This window comes from Umezawaea sp. Da 62-37 (assembly GCF_032460545.1).
GTDB lineage: Bacteria > Actinomycetota > Actinomycetes > Mycobacteriales > Pseudonocardiaceae > Umezawaea.
This window is the reverse complement of sequence record NZ_CP135965.1, coordinates 2,507,421-2,522,635: the sequence shown is the minus strand read 5'-3', so window position 1 is coordinate 2,522,635 and position 15,215 is coordinate 2,507,421. Positions and strand designations below refer to the sequence as shown.

Annotated in this window: 14 protein-coding genes and 1 pseudogene; 10 read left to right on the top strand and 5 right to left on the bottom strand. The window is 70.6% G+C overall.

The annotated features are described in order from the left end of the window. Positions 1-3: 3 nt before the first annotated feature. A complete protein-coding gene (locus RM788_RS10905; RefSeq protein ID WP_315931487.1) occupies positions 4-597 on the bottom strand; it encodes a TetR/AcrR family transcriptional regulator in 594 nt (197 codons plus the stop codon). 158 nt (positions 598-755) lie between these two features. Here RM788_RS10905 and RM788_RS10900 point away from each other — a divergent pair, with 158 nt between their 5' ends. The 8 genes from RM788_RS10900 to RM788_RS10865 all read left to right on the top strand — a co-directional run bounded on the left by RM788_RS10900 (position 756) and on the right by RM788_RS10865 (position 9,348). After that, positions 756-1,646: a helix-turn-helix domain-containing protein gene (locus RM788_RS10900; protein ID WP_315931486.1), complete on the top strand. Its 891-nt coding sequence runs from the start codon at positions 756-758 to the stop codon at positions 1,644-1,646. Then, positions 1,552-1,800, top strand: coding sequence for a DUF397 domain-containing protein (locus RM788_RS10895; RefSeq protein WP_315931485.1), 249 nt, complete (start codon positions 1,552-1,554; stop codon positions 1,798-1,800). Before RM788_RS10900 ends, RM788_RS10895 begins: the two co-directional genes overlap by 95 nt. 147 nt (positions 1,801-1,947) lie before the next feature. Next, a complete protein-coding gene (locus RM788_RS10890; protein ID WP_315931484.1) occupies positions 1,948-4,365 on the top strand; it encodes a PQQ-dependent sugar dehydrogenase in 2,418 nt (805 codons plus the stop codon). A 938-nt stretch (positions 4,366-5,303) separates the two neighbouring features. After that, entirely contained in the window at positions 5,304-5,858 is a 555-nt protein-coding gene (locus RM788_RS10885) for an RNA polymerase sigma factor (RefSeq protein WP_315931483.1), read from the top strand. Beyond that, entirely contained in the window at positions 5,855-6,673 is an 819-nt protein-coding gene (locus RM788_RS10880) for a zf-HC2 domain-containing protein (RefSeq protein ID WP_315931482.1), read from the top strand. The genes RM788_RS10885 and RM788_RS10880 overlap by 4 nt, the downstream gene beginning before the upstream one ends. A gap of 28 nt (positions 6,674-6,701) precedes the next feature. Further along, complete coding sequence (locus tag RM788_RS10875) at positions 6,702-7,493, top strand: ABC transporter ATP-binding protein (RefSeq protein WP_315931481.1); 792 nt, start codon at positions 6,702-6,704, stop codon at positions 7,491-7,493. Next, positions 7,490-8,788, top strand: a complete 1,299-nt coding sequence (locus RM788_RS10870; protein WP_315931480.1) for a hypothetical protein — start codon at positions 7,490-7,492, stop codon at positions 8,786-8,788. Before RM788_RS10875 ends, RM788_RS10870 begins: the two co-directional genes overlap by 4 nt. Further along, the gene (locus RM788_RS10865; protein ID WP_315931479.1) at positions 8,785-9,348 is read left to right on the top strand and encodes a hypothetical protein; all 564 of its coding nucleotides are present in this window, start codon (positions 8,785-8,787) and stop codon (positions 9,346-9,348) included. The genes RM788_RS10870 and RM788_RS10865 overlap by 4 nt, the downstream gene beginning before the upstream one ends. A 58-nt stretch (positions 9,349-9,406) precedes the next feature. On the opposite strand, the gene RM788_RS52955 is transcribed toward RM788_RS10865, so the two are convergent. From RM788_RS52955 to RM788_RS10845, 4 genes and pseudogenes are all read right to left on the bottom strand, one after another. Continuing rightward, a complete protein-coding gene (locus tag RM788_RS52955) occupies positions 9,407-9,805 on the bottom strand; it encodes a cellulose binding domain-containing protein (RefSeq protein ID WP_399344960.1) in 399 nt (132 codons plus the stop codon). 189 nt (positions 9,806-9,994) lie between these two features. Continuing rightward, positions 9,995-11,431 (bottom strand): annotated as a pseudogene (locus RM788_RS10855) (endo-1,4-beta-xylanase); the annotation flags it as partial. Between the two features lie 218 nt (positions 11,432-11,649). Then, the gene (locus RM788_RS10850) at positions 11,650-12,144 is read right to left on the bottom strand and encodes an SRPBCC family protein (protein ID WP_315931478.1); all 495 of its coding nucleotides are present in this window, start codon (positions 12,142-12,144) and stop codon (positions 11,650-11,652) included. After that, the gene (locus tag RM788_RS10845; RefSeq protein WP_315931477.1) at positions 12,141-12,482 is read right to left on the bottom strand and encodes an ArsR/SmtB family transcription factor; all 342 of its coding nucleotides are present in this window, start codon (positions 12,480-12,482) and stop codon (positions 12,141-12,143) included. The genes RM788_RS10850 and RM788_RS10845 overlap by 4 nt, the downstream gene beginning before the upstream one ends. 162 nt (positions 12,483-12,644) lie before the next feature. Between RM788_RS10845 and RM788_RS10840 the strand changes: the two genes are divergently transcribed. Then, on the top strand, positions 12,645-13,889 hold the full coding sequence (locus tag RM788_RS10840; protein ID WP_399343342.1) for a glutamate-cysteine ligase family protein: 1,245 nt from the start codon (positions 12,645-12,647) through the stop codon (positions 13,887-13,889). Continuing rightward, on the top strand, positions 13,886-15,214 hold the full coding sequence (gene egtB / locus RM788_RS10835) for an ergothioneine biosynthesis protein EgtB (protein ID WP_315931476.1): 1,329 nt from the start codon (positions 13,886-13,888) through the stop codon (positions 15,212-15,214). The genes RM788_RS10840 and egtB overlap by 4 nt, the downstream gene beginning before the upstream one ends. The last annotated feature ends 1 nt before the right edge of the window (position 15,215 follow it).

Sequence of the window (15,215 nt, the reverse complement as noted above, 5' to 3'; positions counted from 1 at the left end):
GACTCACGACGTGCGGCGTCGCCTGCGGACGGTCTCCTCGACGACGTCGAGCACGGGACCGAGGTCGTCCGCGGGCAGACCCATGGCCAGGTGCGACACCAGCCCCTCCAGGACCAGTTCCAGGAAGCTGGTGAGCACGTCCACGTCCACGTCGTCGCGCAGGTTGCCCGCCTCGCGCTGGCGCAGCAGCCGTTCGCGGGTCGCCTTGGTCAGCTGCGACGAGCGCTCCGCCCAGCGCGCGCGGAACTCCGGATCGGTGCGGAGCCGCCGCGACACCTCCAGACGGGTCCCCAGCCAGTCGGCAGGGTGGTCCTCGGTGGACGGTTCCTGCACCAGCAGCAGGTTCCGCATCACCTGCACGAGCCCCTGCTCGGCCACCACGTCGGCCATCCGCAGCGCGTCGTCCTCCGCCAATGCGAGGAACAGCGACTCCTTGTCCCGGAAATGGTGGAAGATGGCACCGCGCGACAGCCCGGTGGCCTCCTCCAGGCGGCGCACCGTCGCGCCCTCGTAGCCGTAGCGGGCGAAACAGGTGCGCGCTCCGTCGAGGATCTGACGGCGGCGGGCGTCGAGATGGTCCTGGCTGACCCGTGGCATCCACGGATGATCCCAGTACCGGCCCCCGATATCCAATCCGTACGTACGGATTGCGAGGCTCGATCCCCTCGGGACCGGTGTGCCCACAGGTGATCCTTTGGAGTGGATATGCCCTCTCCGAGTCGAACTCCCAGGTCAGCGGCAATATCGTCGAATTCGTGGAAGCACTTGGAGACTTTCAACCGTCGACCGCGCACACCCGTGAGCTCGGTGACGAGGTGCGCGAGGTCCGGGAGCGCAGCGGGCTCAGCCTGACCAAGCTCGCCGAAGGCCTCGGCTGGTCGCCGGGCAAGCTGTCGAAACTGGAACACGGCCGCCGCGGCGGCGACGTGGTGGACCTGATCAGACTGGTCGGCTACTGCCAAGGCGACCAGGCAGCGGTGGACCGCATCCTGAACATCGCCCACGAAGGTGACACGGGCTACCTCATCCGCCCCCACCTCGACGGCGTGCCCGACGGCCTCCGCGCACTGGCCTCCAGCGAGTCCAAGGCCACGGCGATCACGAGCTTCGAGCGGAATGTAGTCCCCGGAATGCTCCAGACCCCGGAGTACGCGCGAGCGCTGATGTCGACCAGTGGCGATCCAGCGGTCGAGGCGGGTGTCAGAACACGGATGGAGCGGCAGGAATTGCTCCACCGGCCGACTCCGCCGAAGTGCACCTTCTTCATCCACGAGTCGGCCCTGCACGGATGGGTCGGCGGCAGTCAGGTCATGGCCGACCAGATGCTCCAGCTCGCGCTGTGGAGCGCTTGGGGGCATGTCGACATCAGGCTGGTGCCCTTCTCGGCAGGCAATCGGCAAAGCCTGCTGCACCCCTTGAAACACCTGACTTTCGCTGTCGCCCACCCGGTCGTCTACATCGAAGGTCAGGCGTTGAGCGTGCTCTCCGAGCGGCCCGAGGTGGTCGCCGCGCATGAGTCCGCGATCGCCGACATCGGTCGGTTGGCCTTGGATGCGCAAGAATCGCGGTCGGAGTTCGCCCGCTGGGCGGACCGCTACGAACGACTGCGAGGACAAGATGACCCCGGAGACCCTCCAGTGGCGTAAGAGCTCCTACAGCGGTGGTGGCAGTGGCACCGATTGCGTCGAGGTCGCGGCGTCATCCGTGCGGGACTCGAAGAATCCCGACGGGGCGGTGCTGGAGTTCCCCGCCGCGCGCTGGAAGTCCTTCCTGGCGCAGGTGGCCGCCCTTGACAGTTAGGAAACTTTCCTACCTAATTAAAGATGCTCGCCCTGTTCTGATGCCGCCGCCACGGTAGTGACCCAGCCCGACCCTGCTCGCGGGAGGCACTCAGTGGTATCGAGGAAGAACCGACGGCTCCGCACTGCCGGAACCCTGGCGGTCGCGATGGCGACAGCGGTCGCCGCGGTCGCGTTACCCGGCGCCGCTTCCGCCGCGTCGACGCGTTACGAGGCCGAGAACGGCGTCCTGGCCCAATCCGTGGTCGAGTCGAACCACGCGGGTTTCTCGGGTGCGGGCTTCGTGAACGTGGACAACGTCGTCGGCAGCTCGGTGGAGGTCACCGCGACCGCGGCGCAGGCGGGCCCCGCGACCCTGACCATCCGCTACGCCAACGGAACCGCCGAGAACCGCCCGGCGGACATCAGCGTGAACGGCGAGATCGTCGTCGACGACCTGGCGTTCCCGGCCACCGGCGCGTGGACGACGTGGCAGAGCCTCACGACCACCGCCCAGCTCGCGCCCGGCGCGAACAGGATCCGGATCACCTCGGCCGGGGCGACCGGCGCGGCGAACATCGACTACGTCGACGTGGAAGCGGCCGGTGTGCCCGCGTCCGACTACGAGTCCGAGTCGGCCACCATCAGCCAGGGCGTCGTCGAGTCGAACTGGGCCGGGTACTCCGGCACCGGGTTCGTCAACTACGACAACGTGGTCGGCAGCTCCGTCGAGTACACCGTGACCGCCGCGCAGGCTGGCGCGCACGCGTTGGCCTTCCGCTTCGCCAACGGCACCACCACCGACCGCCCGCTGTCCGTCAGCGCCAACGGCGGCACGGCCGTCACCCTGTCGTTCCCGCCGACCGGCGCGTGGACGACCTGGCAGACCGCCACCGCCACGGTGCCGCTCGCCGCGGGCGCGAACAAGATCCGCACCGTGTCGACGACCGTCGCCGGCGGCCCGAACGCCGACAAGCTGAGCGTGTCGTTCAGCGGCCCCGCCGACACCGAACGGCCGTTGCCCCCGACCGGTCTGCGCTCCACCGGGCACACCGCGACCACCGTGTCCCTGGCCTGGGACGACGGGTCCGACAACGTCGGCGTGACCGGCTACGACATCTACCAGCACGGCCAGCTCGTCACCAGCGTCGGCAACGTCCTGCAGGCGACCGCGACCGGGCTGATCGCCAACACCGAGTACGACTGGACCGTGTTCTCCAAGGACGCCGCAGGCAACGTGTCCCCGGCCAGCGCCAACCTGATCGTCCGCACCGACCCCGCACCCGCCGACACCGTCGCGCCGACCGCTCCGGCCACGCTCCGCTCGACCGGCAGAACCGCGACCAGCGTCGACCTGGCGTGGACCGCGTCGACCGACAACATCGCCGTCACCGGCTACGACGTGTTCCGCGACGGCATTCAGACCGGCACCGCGGACGGCACCGCCACCGCCATCACCTCCGCCGGTCTGACCGCGGGCACCGAGTACACGTTCAAGGTCCGGGCCCGCGACGCCCAGAGCAACACCTCCTCCTTCAGCAACGAGATCAAGGCGACCCCCACCGCGAACGGCCCCGCAGGCAGCCCCGATCCCGGCACGGTCAGCACGTTGGCAAGCGGCGTCGACATCGCGTGGGGCGTGGTGTTCCTGCCCGACGGCTCGGCGCTGTTCAGCGAACGGGAGACCTTCAACGTCCACCGACTGACCAAGGGCGGGCAGAAGACGTTGGCGGGCAGGATCTCCCAGGCGGTCGGCACCGACGGCGAGGGTGGCCTCCTCGGCATGGAGCTGTCGCCGACCTTCGCCACCGACCACTGGCTGTACGTCTACCACACCGCTTCCGAGGGCAACCGGATCGTGCGGATCAAGTACGAGAACGGCGCACTCGTGCAGAGCAGCTACCAGATCCTGTTGCAGGGCCTGGCGAAGAACCGCTACCACAACGGCGGACGACTGCGCTTCGGTCCGGACGGCAAGCTCTACGCGTCCGTGGGCGACGCCCAGAACAGCGCCAACGCCCAGAGCAACACCTCCCTCAACGGCAAGATCCTCCGCATCAACGCGGACGGCTCGATTCCCTCGGACAACCCCTTCGGCAACGCGGTGTGGAGCAAGGGCCACCGCAACCCGCAGGGCTTGGACTTCGACTCCCAGGGCAGGCTGTGGGAAGCCGAGTTCGGCAACACCAGCCAGGATGAGGTCAACCTCATCACCAAGGGCGGCAACTACGGCTGGCCCAACTGCGAGGGCACCGGCGGCTCCTGCGCCGGGTTCATCGCCCCCAAGAAGGTCTGGGCCACCAGCGTCGCCTCGCCCAGCGGCCTGACCATCATCAACGACCGCGTGTTCGTCGCCACGACCGTCGGCCAGCGCGTGTACCGGATGACGATCGACAGCAGCAGCAACCTCGTCGACCAGAAGATCTACTTCCAGGGCACGTACAACCGCCTGCGTACGGTCGAGGTCGACCACGACGGCGACATCTGGCTCACCACCTCCACCGACAAGGACGGCATCCCCAACAACGACCGGGTGCTGCTGGTCGACATCGTCTACTCGGGCGCACGAGCACTGAAGCCCGCCTAGCTCCGGTGGGGTGGTCGCGTCCCCTCGCGTCGCGGCCATCCCACCGGTCCTGAGTTCCGGTGGTCTGCGTTGTGTTCGAGCGAGTCCGATGCCTGTTCGACCGCCGTGGTCTGTTGGTTGACTTTATGCCTTCAGTGTTGGTTGAAAATAATGCTGGACGGTGGAGTGGAACTGGTCGGGCGGAATTAGGGCTTCAGTTGGCGGGGTCCCTGCTGGATGTGGAGTTGTAGGAATGTGAAGTTGCCGAGGTGCGGGGCTTGGGTGCGCCGTCGGTTTCGGTGTGGGGGTTGGCGGGATGGTGGAGGCCTGGACCTGGGTCTGGGGCGGTAGGGGCGGGTGAGGTGCGAGGGGTTGGGTGTCGGGGGCTGAGGTTCAGGAAAGTTGAGGTCTCAGGGGACTGAAGTGCCAGGGGACTGATGTTTCGGAAGGACTGGAAGGCGCCCTGACGCGCAGGAGTGGTGGGGTGCTTTGCAATGCGGGGAAGTCGGCGGTCGGGGGGAATGCGGTAGCGGTTCCTTTTCTTGTGGGACCGTCAGTGCCAACGGGTGCGCCTCGCCGTGTCGCAGAACTGATCCCATGCGCATGCCCGGTGGAAGGGCCTCCGCGGTCGGGAGATCACGCCCGAAAACGCCTGGAAACCCTGTGGTGCCAACGAGCGCCGCCTGCGGGGACATCGACATGACCACTCCTTGATCCGGTAAGTCCGATAAGTCCGGCAACGTGACAACCGACAATCCGACGAACTGCGTGCCCCTGGCACGCAAGAAGAACTCTACCCCAGTGCGTGCCGTTGGCACGTAACCTGATCGGGTGTGGTCCACCCCCGCGTTGACCATCAGTCCCGCCTGCCCGGCGGAAGAACGGCCGCACGACCACCGTGTGACCCAGCTCACCAGGGAGTGGAGAACCGTTCGCCGCCTTCCCGACGACCCAGTCACATGCCGGAGGGAACGAGCGGGATGGACGAGCGCGCGTTGCTGCGCCGTGCCGCGGCCGGGGACCGGGCGGCGTTCGCGGAGTTCTACCGCCAGACCGCGCCCTGGCTGGCCGTGCGGCTGCGCAAGCGGTGCGCCGACGAGCAGCTGGTGGCGGAGGTCGTGCAGGACACCTACGTCGCGGTGTGGCGGGCGGCGGGGTCGTTCGCGGACGGGGCCGCCGTGGACAGCGTGCTCGGCTGGTTGTGGCGGGTGGCGGCCCGGCGGCTGGTCGACGCGTTCCGCCGCGAGGGGCGGCACCGCGACGTCGCGGAGGTCGCGGCGGTGACGGCGACGACCGCGCCCGCGGCCGAGGACGCGCTGCTGGAGTGGACGTTGTCGGGGGACGTCGGCACGGCGCTCGGCGCGCTGGCGCCGGAGCTGCGGCAGGTGTTGCAGGCGATGGTCCTCGATGGACTGACGGTGCGGGAGACCTCCGACCTGCTGGGGATTCCCGAGGGCACCGTGAAGACCAGGGCGCGGCGAGCCAGGCTGACGATTCGGGAGGCGATGTCATGACCGCCGGGAAGCACGTGGACAGGGGACTGCTCACCGCGTACCTCGCGAGCGCCCCGGCGCTGCCCGCCGAGACCGAGTGGGCGGTGGAGGCGCACCTGGAGAACTGCCGGGACTGCCGGCTGCTGCTCGCCGACGTCGTGCGGGTGCGGGAACCGGCACTGGACCTGGTGTTGAGCCGGGTGTGGATCGGGGTCGAGGCCGCCGAGCCCGCACGTCCCGCGCCGACGAGACCCGCCTGGGCGCGCTGGGCGCGGACGTGGGCCCCGCCGACGATGGGCCCGTGGGTGCTGACCGGGGTGCTGGTCGCCCTGGTCGCGCTCGCGGTCGACCTGGCGGCACCACCCGACCGGCTGCCGCCGCTGGTGCTGCTGCTGGCACCGATCGTGCCGCTGTTCGGGGTGGCGGCCGCGTGGTCCAGGCGGTTCGACCCGCTCCACGAGCTGACGGCGGCGACTCCCGGCGCGGGGCTGCGGATGGTGTTGCGCCGCACGGCGGTCGTGCTGGTGGTCGTGATCCCGGTGCTCGCGGTGGCGGGCGCCTTCACCGACCTGTCGCCCGCGCTGTGGTTGTTGCCCTGCCTGGCTTTCACCGTCGGCACGCTCGCGCTCGGCACGGTGGTGGGCGTGGGCCGGGCCGCGCTCGTGCTGGGTCTCATGTGGACGGTGTTCGTCATCGCGCCCGCGCTGCCGGACGACGCCAGCCCGCCGCTGCTGCGGCAGGCGGCGTTGCCCTGGTGGGTGCTGGTCGTGGTGGGCGCCGTGGTGGTCGTGGTGGCGAGGGCGAAGTCGTTCACCGCGCCGGGAAGCAGGTACTGACGTGGACATCCGACCGAGGGAGGGCACGATGGTCCGGGCTGTCGATCCGGCCGAGCTGACGCCGACGCTGCACGCGTGGGAGGTCGAGGCGCACGGCCTGCGGTCACGGGCGGGCAAGCGGATGGCGGTCGACGGGCTCGATCTGAGGCTGGGCAAGGGGGTGCACGGGTTGCTCGGGCCCAACGGCGCGGGCAAGACGACGCTGATCCGCACACTGGCGACGATCCTGAGTCCGGCCGGCGGGACGCTGGAGCTGCTCGGCACCCCGGTGTCGGGCAAGCCGGACCTGCGCGCGCTGCGCCGCCGCATCGGGTACCTGCCGCAGGAGTTCGGCTACTACCCGAAGTTCACCGTGCGCGAGTTCGTCGAGTACATGGCGTGGCTCAAGGAGGTCGACAACCGCGACGTCGCGGGAGCGGTGCAGCGCGCGATCGAACGGGTCGGGCTCGCCGGTCGGGCCGAGGACAGGATGAAGACCCTGTCCGGTGGGATGCTGCGCCGCGCGGGCATCGCGCAGGCCGTGGTGAACGAGCCCGACCTGCTGCTGCTAGACGAGCCGACCGTCGGCCTGGATCCCGCGCAGCGCCTGGAGTTCCGCACGCTGCTGCGGGAACTCGGCGAGTGGTCGTGCGTGCTGGTCTCGACGCACCTGGTCGAGGACGTGTCGGTGGCCTGCACGCGGGTGGTGCTGATGACCGAGGGGAAATCGGTGTTCCAGGGCACGCCGGACGAGGTGGTCGCGGCGGGCGGCACCGACGACGTGGGGGACAGCCCGATCGAACGCGGCTACTCCGCGCTGCTCGCGAGGGCGGCCCGGTGAGGGGCCGGATCCTGCGGATCGAGCTGCGCCGGTCCGCCGCGGCGATCTCGGGCGCGCTGGTCGCGTTCTTCGGCATCGCGGGCCTGTACACGCTGTTCCTCACCGACCAGGGCAGCGTGTGGGACGTGCAGTGGACGATGCTGGCGGGCTTCCAGCGGGTCCTCCTGGTGCTGCTGTGGCCGTTGGCGCTGGGTGCGGGGGCGTGGCTGGCCCGGCGCGACCGGCGGACGCGGATGGAGGAGCTGCTGCTCACGACCCCGCGTCCGGTGCGCTCGCGGGTGCTGCCCTCGGCGGTGGCGCTCGGGCTCTGCCTCGGCTTGGGCTACCTGCTGGTCCTCGGGGCGGGCGCGGTGGCGATGTCGCCCTCGTACAACCACCTCGGCTGGGTGCCGATCGCCGTCGTGGGCGCGTTGTCGCTGGTGGCGGCGGGGTGGCTCGGACTGGGGATCGGGCGGCTGCTGCCGTCGACCTACACGCCGCCGCTGCTGGCGGTGGCGGGGGTCCTGGTGCTGATCCTGCCGGTGCAGCTGGGGAAGGACGGGGGACTCGACCGGGCCGCCCTGCTGGCGCCCAACCTGAGCACCAACCTCGACGAGGTCACGACGGTCGACGGCTCCTCCAGCCTCGGCCAGTCAGCGTGGTTCGCGGGACTGGCGCTGGCCGGACTGGTGCTGGCCTTCGCGGCCCGTCGTCGCGGCGCGGTCCTGGCGATCGTGCCCGCGCTGGTCGGGTTGGTGGTCGCCCTGCCGATGCTGGCCGCCGGACCGCCGTCGGGGTTGCGGATCGACCCGGCCGCGGTGGCGGAGGTGTGCACCACCGACGGTGGCCCGGCGGTCTGCGTGTCGAAGGTGCACGAGCGCGACCTGGCCGCGTTGACCGGGCCCGCCCGGCGCGCGCTGGAGTTGTTGGCGAAGCTGTCCGACCCGCCGACGTCCGTCCACGAGGTGCGGTCGACCCGACCGGGCCCGCAGCCCACCTCCGAGGTGTGGTTCGACAGCGAGAACCACAACTCCGAAAGCGGCTGGATCGGTGAGGGCGACGCGCTGGCGGTCCGGGTGCTGGCCGGTGCGGGCACACGTCCGTGCGGGCAGCCGGGCTTCCGGGACCGGGCGATGGCCGCGGCGTGGCTGTGGGGCTCCTACCCGCTGCCCGGCGGCGAACCGGCCCCCACGGTGACCGCCGAACGCACGGCGCTCTGGGAGCAGTTCCGGTCCCTGCCCGCGGCGGAGCAGCTCCAGCGGGTGTTGGTGATCCGCGCGGTGGGCCTGGCCTGCCCCAAGGGGGACAGGCAGTGAGGGCGCTCGCGCTGTACCTGAGGTCGCGGCAGGTGCCGTTCGCGCTGCCGGGCGCGGTGGTGGCGGTGCTGCTGATGGCGCGGCTCGGAGCGGGGGCGACCAACCCGCAGCTGGCGGTGGCGGCGGTGGTGCTGGCCATGGCGCTCGGACTCGCCGTCCTGGGCTACGGGCTGGGCGGGGCCGATCCTGAGCTGGAGCGGACGGCGGCGGTGTCGTGGCCGCCGCGGCGGGCCGCCCACCTGATCGCGGTGACGGCGGTGCCCGCGGGGGTGCTGGCGCTGGTGTCGTCCGCGCCGCCGGGGATCGTGCTGCGCGCCGCGGTGGGGCTCGCGGGCCTGACCGCGTTGGCCGCGACGCTGTTCGGGCGGCAGCTGGCCTGGACGCTCCCGGTGGCCTGGGGAGTCGGCGCCTCCGCGATGCCGCCGTTCACGGACCCGTTGCCGCTGCGGGTGTTGACGTGGCCCGCCCAGCCCGTCGGCAGCACGGCGGCGCTGGTCACCGCCTGCGTGCTCGGTGGCGCGGGAGTGCTCGGCTACGCCCTGCGGGGCTGCCGGTCCTGACCGACGGGTGCGCCCTCCCCCGGCGAATCGGGGGAGGGCGCACGTCGTCAGCCGGTCACTACACCCGGCAGGTGACGGCAGGAGCCGCCCACTGGCCGTTCGCCATCACGGTGAAGCCGAACGTGGTGCTGGCACCGGCCCCGAGCGAGCCGTTCCCATTGGGCTTCATGGTCATCACGTTGCCGCTGGAGTCCCAGCTGGGCGAGCCGTTCCACGTCGCCGACACCTTCTCCGGCGCCGTAACGGTCACGGTGGACGTCCAGGTGGAGATGGCCGCGCTGCCCGCGGTGATGGTCACCTCGCCGTTGAAGCGGTCGCCCCACGTCTGCGTGGTGCGGTAGGTGGCCGTGCAGGAGCCGCCACCCGACGGCGGGGTGGTGGTCGTGGTCGTCGTCGGCGGCGTGGTGCCGGGGTCGTCCGACGGCGCGACGGCCTGACCGGTGGTCGTGGAGATCATGCCCGCGCACAGTCCGCGGCTGGAGAGGCCGGAGACGATCTGCGGGATGGCGTTGACGGTCGTCTGGTAGCCGTCGTGCATGAGGATCACGCCGCCGTTCTGCAGCGTGGAGGCCGCCTGCACGATGGCCGCGGTGCTCGCGCCGTTCCAGTCCTGCGAGTCGACGCTCCACAGCACCTCGGTCAGCCCGAGCTGCTGCTCGACCGACTTCAGCGTCGCGTTGGTCTCGCCGTAGGGCGGCCGGAACAGCTTCGGCGTGTCACCGGTGGCCGACTGGAGCGCCTGCTGCGTCTGGGACAACTCCGAGCTGATCTCGGACTGCGACAGCTGGGTCAGGTGCGGGTGCGTCCAGCTGTGGTTGCCGATCCACATGCCCGCGTCCTTCTGGCTGCGCGCCAGCGAGGCGTTCGACGCGACCTTGTTGCCGATGTTGAAGAACGTCGCCCGCACGTTCGCGGACCGCAACGCGCTCAGCAGCGCGGGCGTGTTGCCCGCGATGGGCCCGTCGTCGAACGTCAGCCCCACGTAACCGTTGGGGCAGCTGTTGTTCGGCGGGGGAGTGGTGGTGGTCGTCGTGGTGGTCGGCGGCGTGGTCGTGCCGCCCGCGTTGAGGGCGTTGAGGGCCGAGGTGTAGGCGGCCTTCTTGTTGCCGGAGCCGTCGAACAGCAGCGGGGTGCCCGAGGAGCGCCAGGAGTCGCTGTCGCGGATGCCCCACACGGTGATGCCGTTGCAGCGGGCGACGGCCATGCATGCCTGCACGACGCGCTGGTAGTTCGAGGCCTGCGAGGAGCCGGAGCCCTCGATGTCCAGCTCGGTGATCTGCACGTCCACCCCGAGCGCCGCGAAGCTGGACAGCGTCGTCTGGTAGTTGGACGGCACCGGGCTGTTGCTGTTGAAGTGGGACTGGAAGCCGACGCAGTCGATGGGGACGCCGCGGGACTTGAAGTCGCGGACCATGTTGTAGACGCCCTGGGTCTTGGCCTGGCCCCAGTCGTCGGTGTTGTAGTCGTTGTAGCAGAGCTTCACGTTCGGGTCCGCCGCGCGGGCGGCCTTGAACGCGGCTTCGATCCAGTCGTTGCCGGTGCGCTGGAGGTTGGAGTCGCGTCGGCCGCCGCTGTTGCCGTCGGCGAACGCCTCGTTCACCACGTCCCAGGAGTAGAGCTGGCCCTTGTAGTGGGAGGTCACCTGGGTGACGTGGTTGAGCATGGCCGAGCGCAGGGCGCTGCCGGACATGTTCTGCATCCAGCCGGGCTGTTGGGAGTACCACGCGAGGGTGTGGCCGCGCACTCTCATGCCCTGGCTCTTGGCGTGGGCGACGATCCGGTCGGCGTTGCCGTAGGAGAACTGCCCCTGGTTCGGCTCGGTCGCGTCGATCTTCATCTCGTTCTCGGGCGTCACCATGTTGAACTCGCGGTTCAGGATGCCCACGTAGGTACCGTCCGAGAGCTTGTTCGCCGCGACCGCCGTACCGAAGTACCGACCGCTCTCCGCGGCCGCGGCGCCGAGCGTGGTGCCCGCGCTGGCCACACCGGGGACGACCAGGGCGATGGCACCCAGTAGCGCGGCCACGCCCGCCACCAGCGCGGCCCGGCGCGGTCGTGCGCCCGCGTCATCGTTTTTCGACATCAGTCCTCCACGTTGAGGGTCGAAAGTTTCGTAACAAGTTACTAAACTTCTCGCAACGTAGAATCAGGAACTGGTGGCGTCAACGTCTGGGTTCCATCTGAGACGGCTTTTCGTGCTGGCTAGAGCCATGTGGCGGAACAACGAGCTTACCGAAAGTTTCGTAGCTGAAGAAAGATGCTCGTGCAGCGCCGTTCGGCGGAACGGCGCCGCGCGGCCGGTCAGCGCAGCGAGACGGCGATCTCCTCCAGCAGGTCGAGGCCCTTCTGCATCCCGGACTCCATGCCGGAATCGACGTGCGCGGTACGGCCCTCGGGCGTCCTGTGCTCGACCAGCAACGTCAGCGTCGTCCGCCCGTCGACCTCTGTGAAGGTGTGCGTGTTCACCGACGCCTGCTCGTCCGCGTCCGGGATCCCCTCGTACGCCTCGGTGTTCACGAGCCGCTCATTCGGCACGATCTCCCGGTACACGCCGTGGAACCCCACCTCGTGTCCCGACGGCGTCACGAGGACGTACCGCCACGTGCCGCCCACGCGCAGGTCGACGTCCGCGACGGTGACCTCGCCGTGGCCGCTGTTCCACCACCGCCTGATCAGCGCGGGCTCGGTCCACGCCCGGTACACCAGGTGCCTGGGCGCGTCGAACTCGCGCGTGATCAGGATCCGCGTGTCGGTGGGGAGGGTGACCACCGCGGTGCCGGTCGTCGTGTTCGTCATGTCCCGTTCTCCTCTGCCTTGAGTTCTTCCAGCACGTCGTCGAGCGCCGCGAAGCGCTCCTCCCACGCCTGGGCGTAGCCCTTGACCCAGTCGTGGACGGGTTTGAGCGGGGCCGCGTTGAGGCGGTAGACCCGCTGCCGTCCGGAGTCGCGCACGTGGACCAGCCCCACTTCGCGGAGCACCCGCAGGTGCTTGGACACCAGCGGCTGGGCCAGGTCGAGCAGGTCGACGAGGTCGTTCACCGGTCGTTCACCGCCCGCCAGGACGTCGAGTATCTGCCGCCTGCGGGGTTCCGCCACCGCGTTGAACGCGTCCGCCGTCGTCGCTGCCCGTGCCATGACGGAAAACATATACCCATATGGGTATATGTCAAGTCCGGATGGACGGCGGATGTCCGGTTGTCCCTGATCCGCAAGGGGTTCGCCGACTTCGTCGCGTGCGGGTGTCGGTGCCCACGTGTAGCGTCGAATCTCGACGAAAGATCACGGGGAGTACCGGAATTGACTGCTGTGCGTAACGTCTCGGCCGAGGGGCCCGGCCCCCAGGTGTTCCGGGACCGTGCCGAGGCGGAGGCCTACGTGGCCTCCGTCTGCTTCAAGCACGGGCCGCCGCGCCTGTTCGGCGTCGAAATCGAATGGACCGTCCACCACCGACAGGAACCGACCCGGCAGCTCGCCGCGACCAGTCTCGCCGCGGCGCTCGGGCGGCACGCACCACCCACCCTCGTTCCGGACAGCCCCCAGCGGCCGCTGCCCAGCGGCACCCCGCTGACCGTCGAACCCGGTGGCCAGGTCGAGATCTCCACCCCGCCCCGCACCTCCCTGACGGAGCTGCTGAAGACGGTGGGGGAGGACGTCACCCAACTCCAAGCCCTCCTCGAAGCCGCGGACCTCGTGCTCGGCGACCGGGGGGCCGACCCGTTCCGGCCGCCGAGCCGGATGCTCCGCGTGCCCCGGTACGCGGCGATGGAACACGCGTTCGCCCCGATCGGCCCCGAGGGCATCACGATGATGTGCAGCACCGCGGGCCTCCAGGTGTGCCTGGACTTCGGGCTGCGCGAACACCTCAACGACCGGTGGGCCGCCGTGCACGCGCTCGGCCCCGTGCTCAACGCGCTGTTCGCGAACTCGCCGGGCGTCGGCGGCCGCAGGCGGGAGTGGGCGTCGGCGCGGATGCGGGCGCTCTACGGCACGGACCCGGTCCGCACCCGGCCCGCCGCGGCGGTCTGCGAGGACCCGGCCGGGGCGTGGGCGCGCCGCGTGCTGGACACGCCGGTGATCGTGGTCCGCGGACCGGGCCCGAACTGGGTGCCGCCGCGGGCGCTGACCTTCGCCGAGTGGGTCGACGGCGCCCTCGGCGACCGGGCGCCCACCAGCGACGACCTGGACTACCACCTGTCCCTGATGTTCCCGCCGGTCCGGCCGCGCGGGTACATGGAGGTCCGTTACCTCGACACCCCGCCGCACGGCCGCTGGATCGAGCCGGTCGTGCTGATGGCGGCCCTGTTCAGCGACCCGTCGGTCGTGGACGAGGTGCTGGCCGCCACCGAACCCGCCGTGGGCCGCTGGCTCACCGCGGCCCGCTACGGGCTCGCCGACCCGACCATCGCGCGGGTGGCGCGGGAGGTCGTCGGGATCGGCTGCCGCGCGCTGGAGCGCACGGACCTGTCGATGAGCCAGAACGCCGCCGTGGCCGAGGAACTGCACCGCACGCTCGCCGAGAAGTCCGGAGGAGTCACGCCATGACCAGCATCGACGATCTCGGTACCGACCGCCTGCGCGACCACGTGGCCGCCCAGCTCACGCGTTCCCGCGCCCGCAGCGTCGAGCTGACCGACGCGGTGGACGAGCACGACCTCGTGCGCCAGCACTCGAAGCTGATGTCACCGCTGGTGTGGGACTTCGCGCACATCGGCAACCAGGAGGAGCTCTGGCTCGTGCGGGACGTCGGCGGGCGCGAGCCCGTGCGCGCCGACATCGACGAGCTGTACGACGCGTTCAAGCACTCCCGCTCCTCCCGCCCCGAACTGCCGCTGCTGAGCCCGGTGGAAGCCCGCCGGTACGTCGGCGAGGTGCGGGACAAGGTGTTCGACGTGCTGGAGACCGCGAGGTTCGAGGGGCGCAAGCTGCTCGACGGCGGGTTCGCGTTCGGCATGATCGTGCAGCACGAGCAGCAGCACGACGAGACGATGCTCGCCACGCACCAGCTCCGCACGGGCGCTCCCGTCCTGGACGCGCCCGCACCGCCGCCCGGCTCGCCGCTGCCCGCGGCCGAGGTCCTGGTGCCGGGCGGGCACTTCACGATGGGCACGTCGACGGAGGCGTGGGCGCTGGACAACGAGCGCCCCGCGCACCAGGCGCGCACCGACCCGTTCTTCATCGACACCGCGCCGGTGACCAACGGGAGGTACGTCGAGTTCATCGAGGCGGGCGGGTACGCCGACCAGCGCTGGTGGAGCGACGCCGGGTGGGCGCACGTCCGGCGGGCGAAGCTCGTCGCGCCCCGGTTCTGGGAACGCGTCGGCGCCGAGTGGTACCGCGACCGGTTCGGCGTCGTCGCGCCGGTCGTGCCGGACGAACCCGTCGTGCACGTGAGCTTCCACGAGGCCGAGGCGTACGCGAAGTGGGCGGGCAAGCGCCTGCCGACCGAGGTCGAGTGGGAGAAGGCGGCCCGGTTCGACCCGGCGACCGGGCGGTCGCGCCGGTACCCGTGGGGCGACGAGGAACCGACCGAGCGGCACGCGAACCTCGGCCAGCGGCACCTCCAGCCCGCGCCCGTCGGCGCGTACCCGGCGGGGGCGTCGCCGCTGGGCGTGCACCAGCTCATCGGCGACGTGTGGGAGTGGACCAGCTCGGACTTCCACGGCTACACCGGGTTCGAGGTGTTCCCGTACGCCGAGTACTCGCAGGTCTTCTTCGGCCCCGAGTACAAGGTGCTGCGCGGCGGCTCGTTCGGCGCGGACCCGGCCGCGGTGCGGTCGACGTTCCGCAACTGGGACTACCCGATCCGGCGGCAGATCTTCGCCGGGTTCCGATGTGCGCGCGACGCGGAGGCGGCCGAGCTGAGCTGAC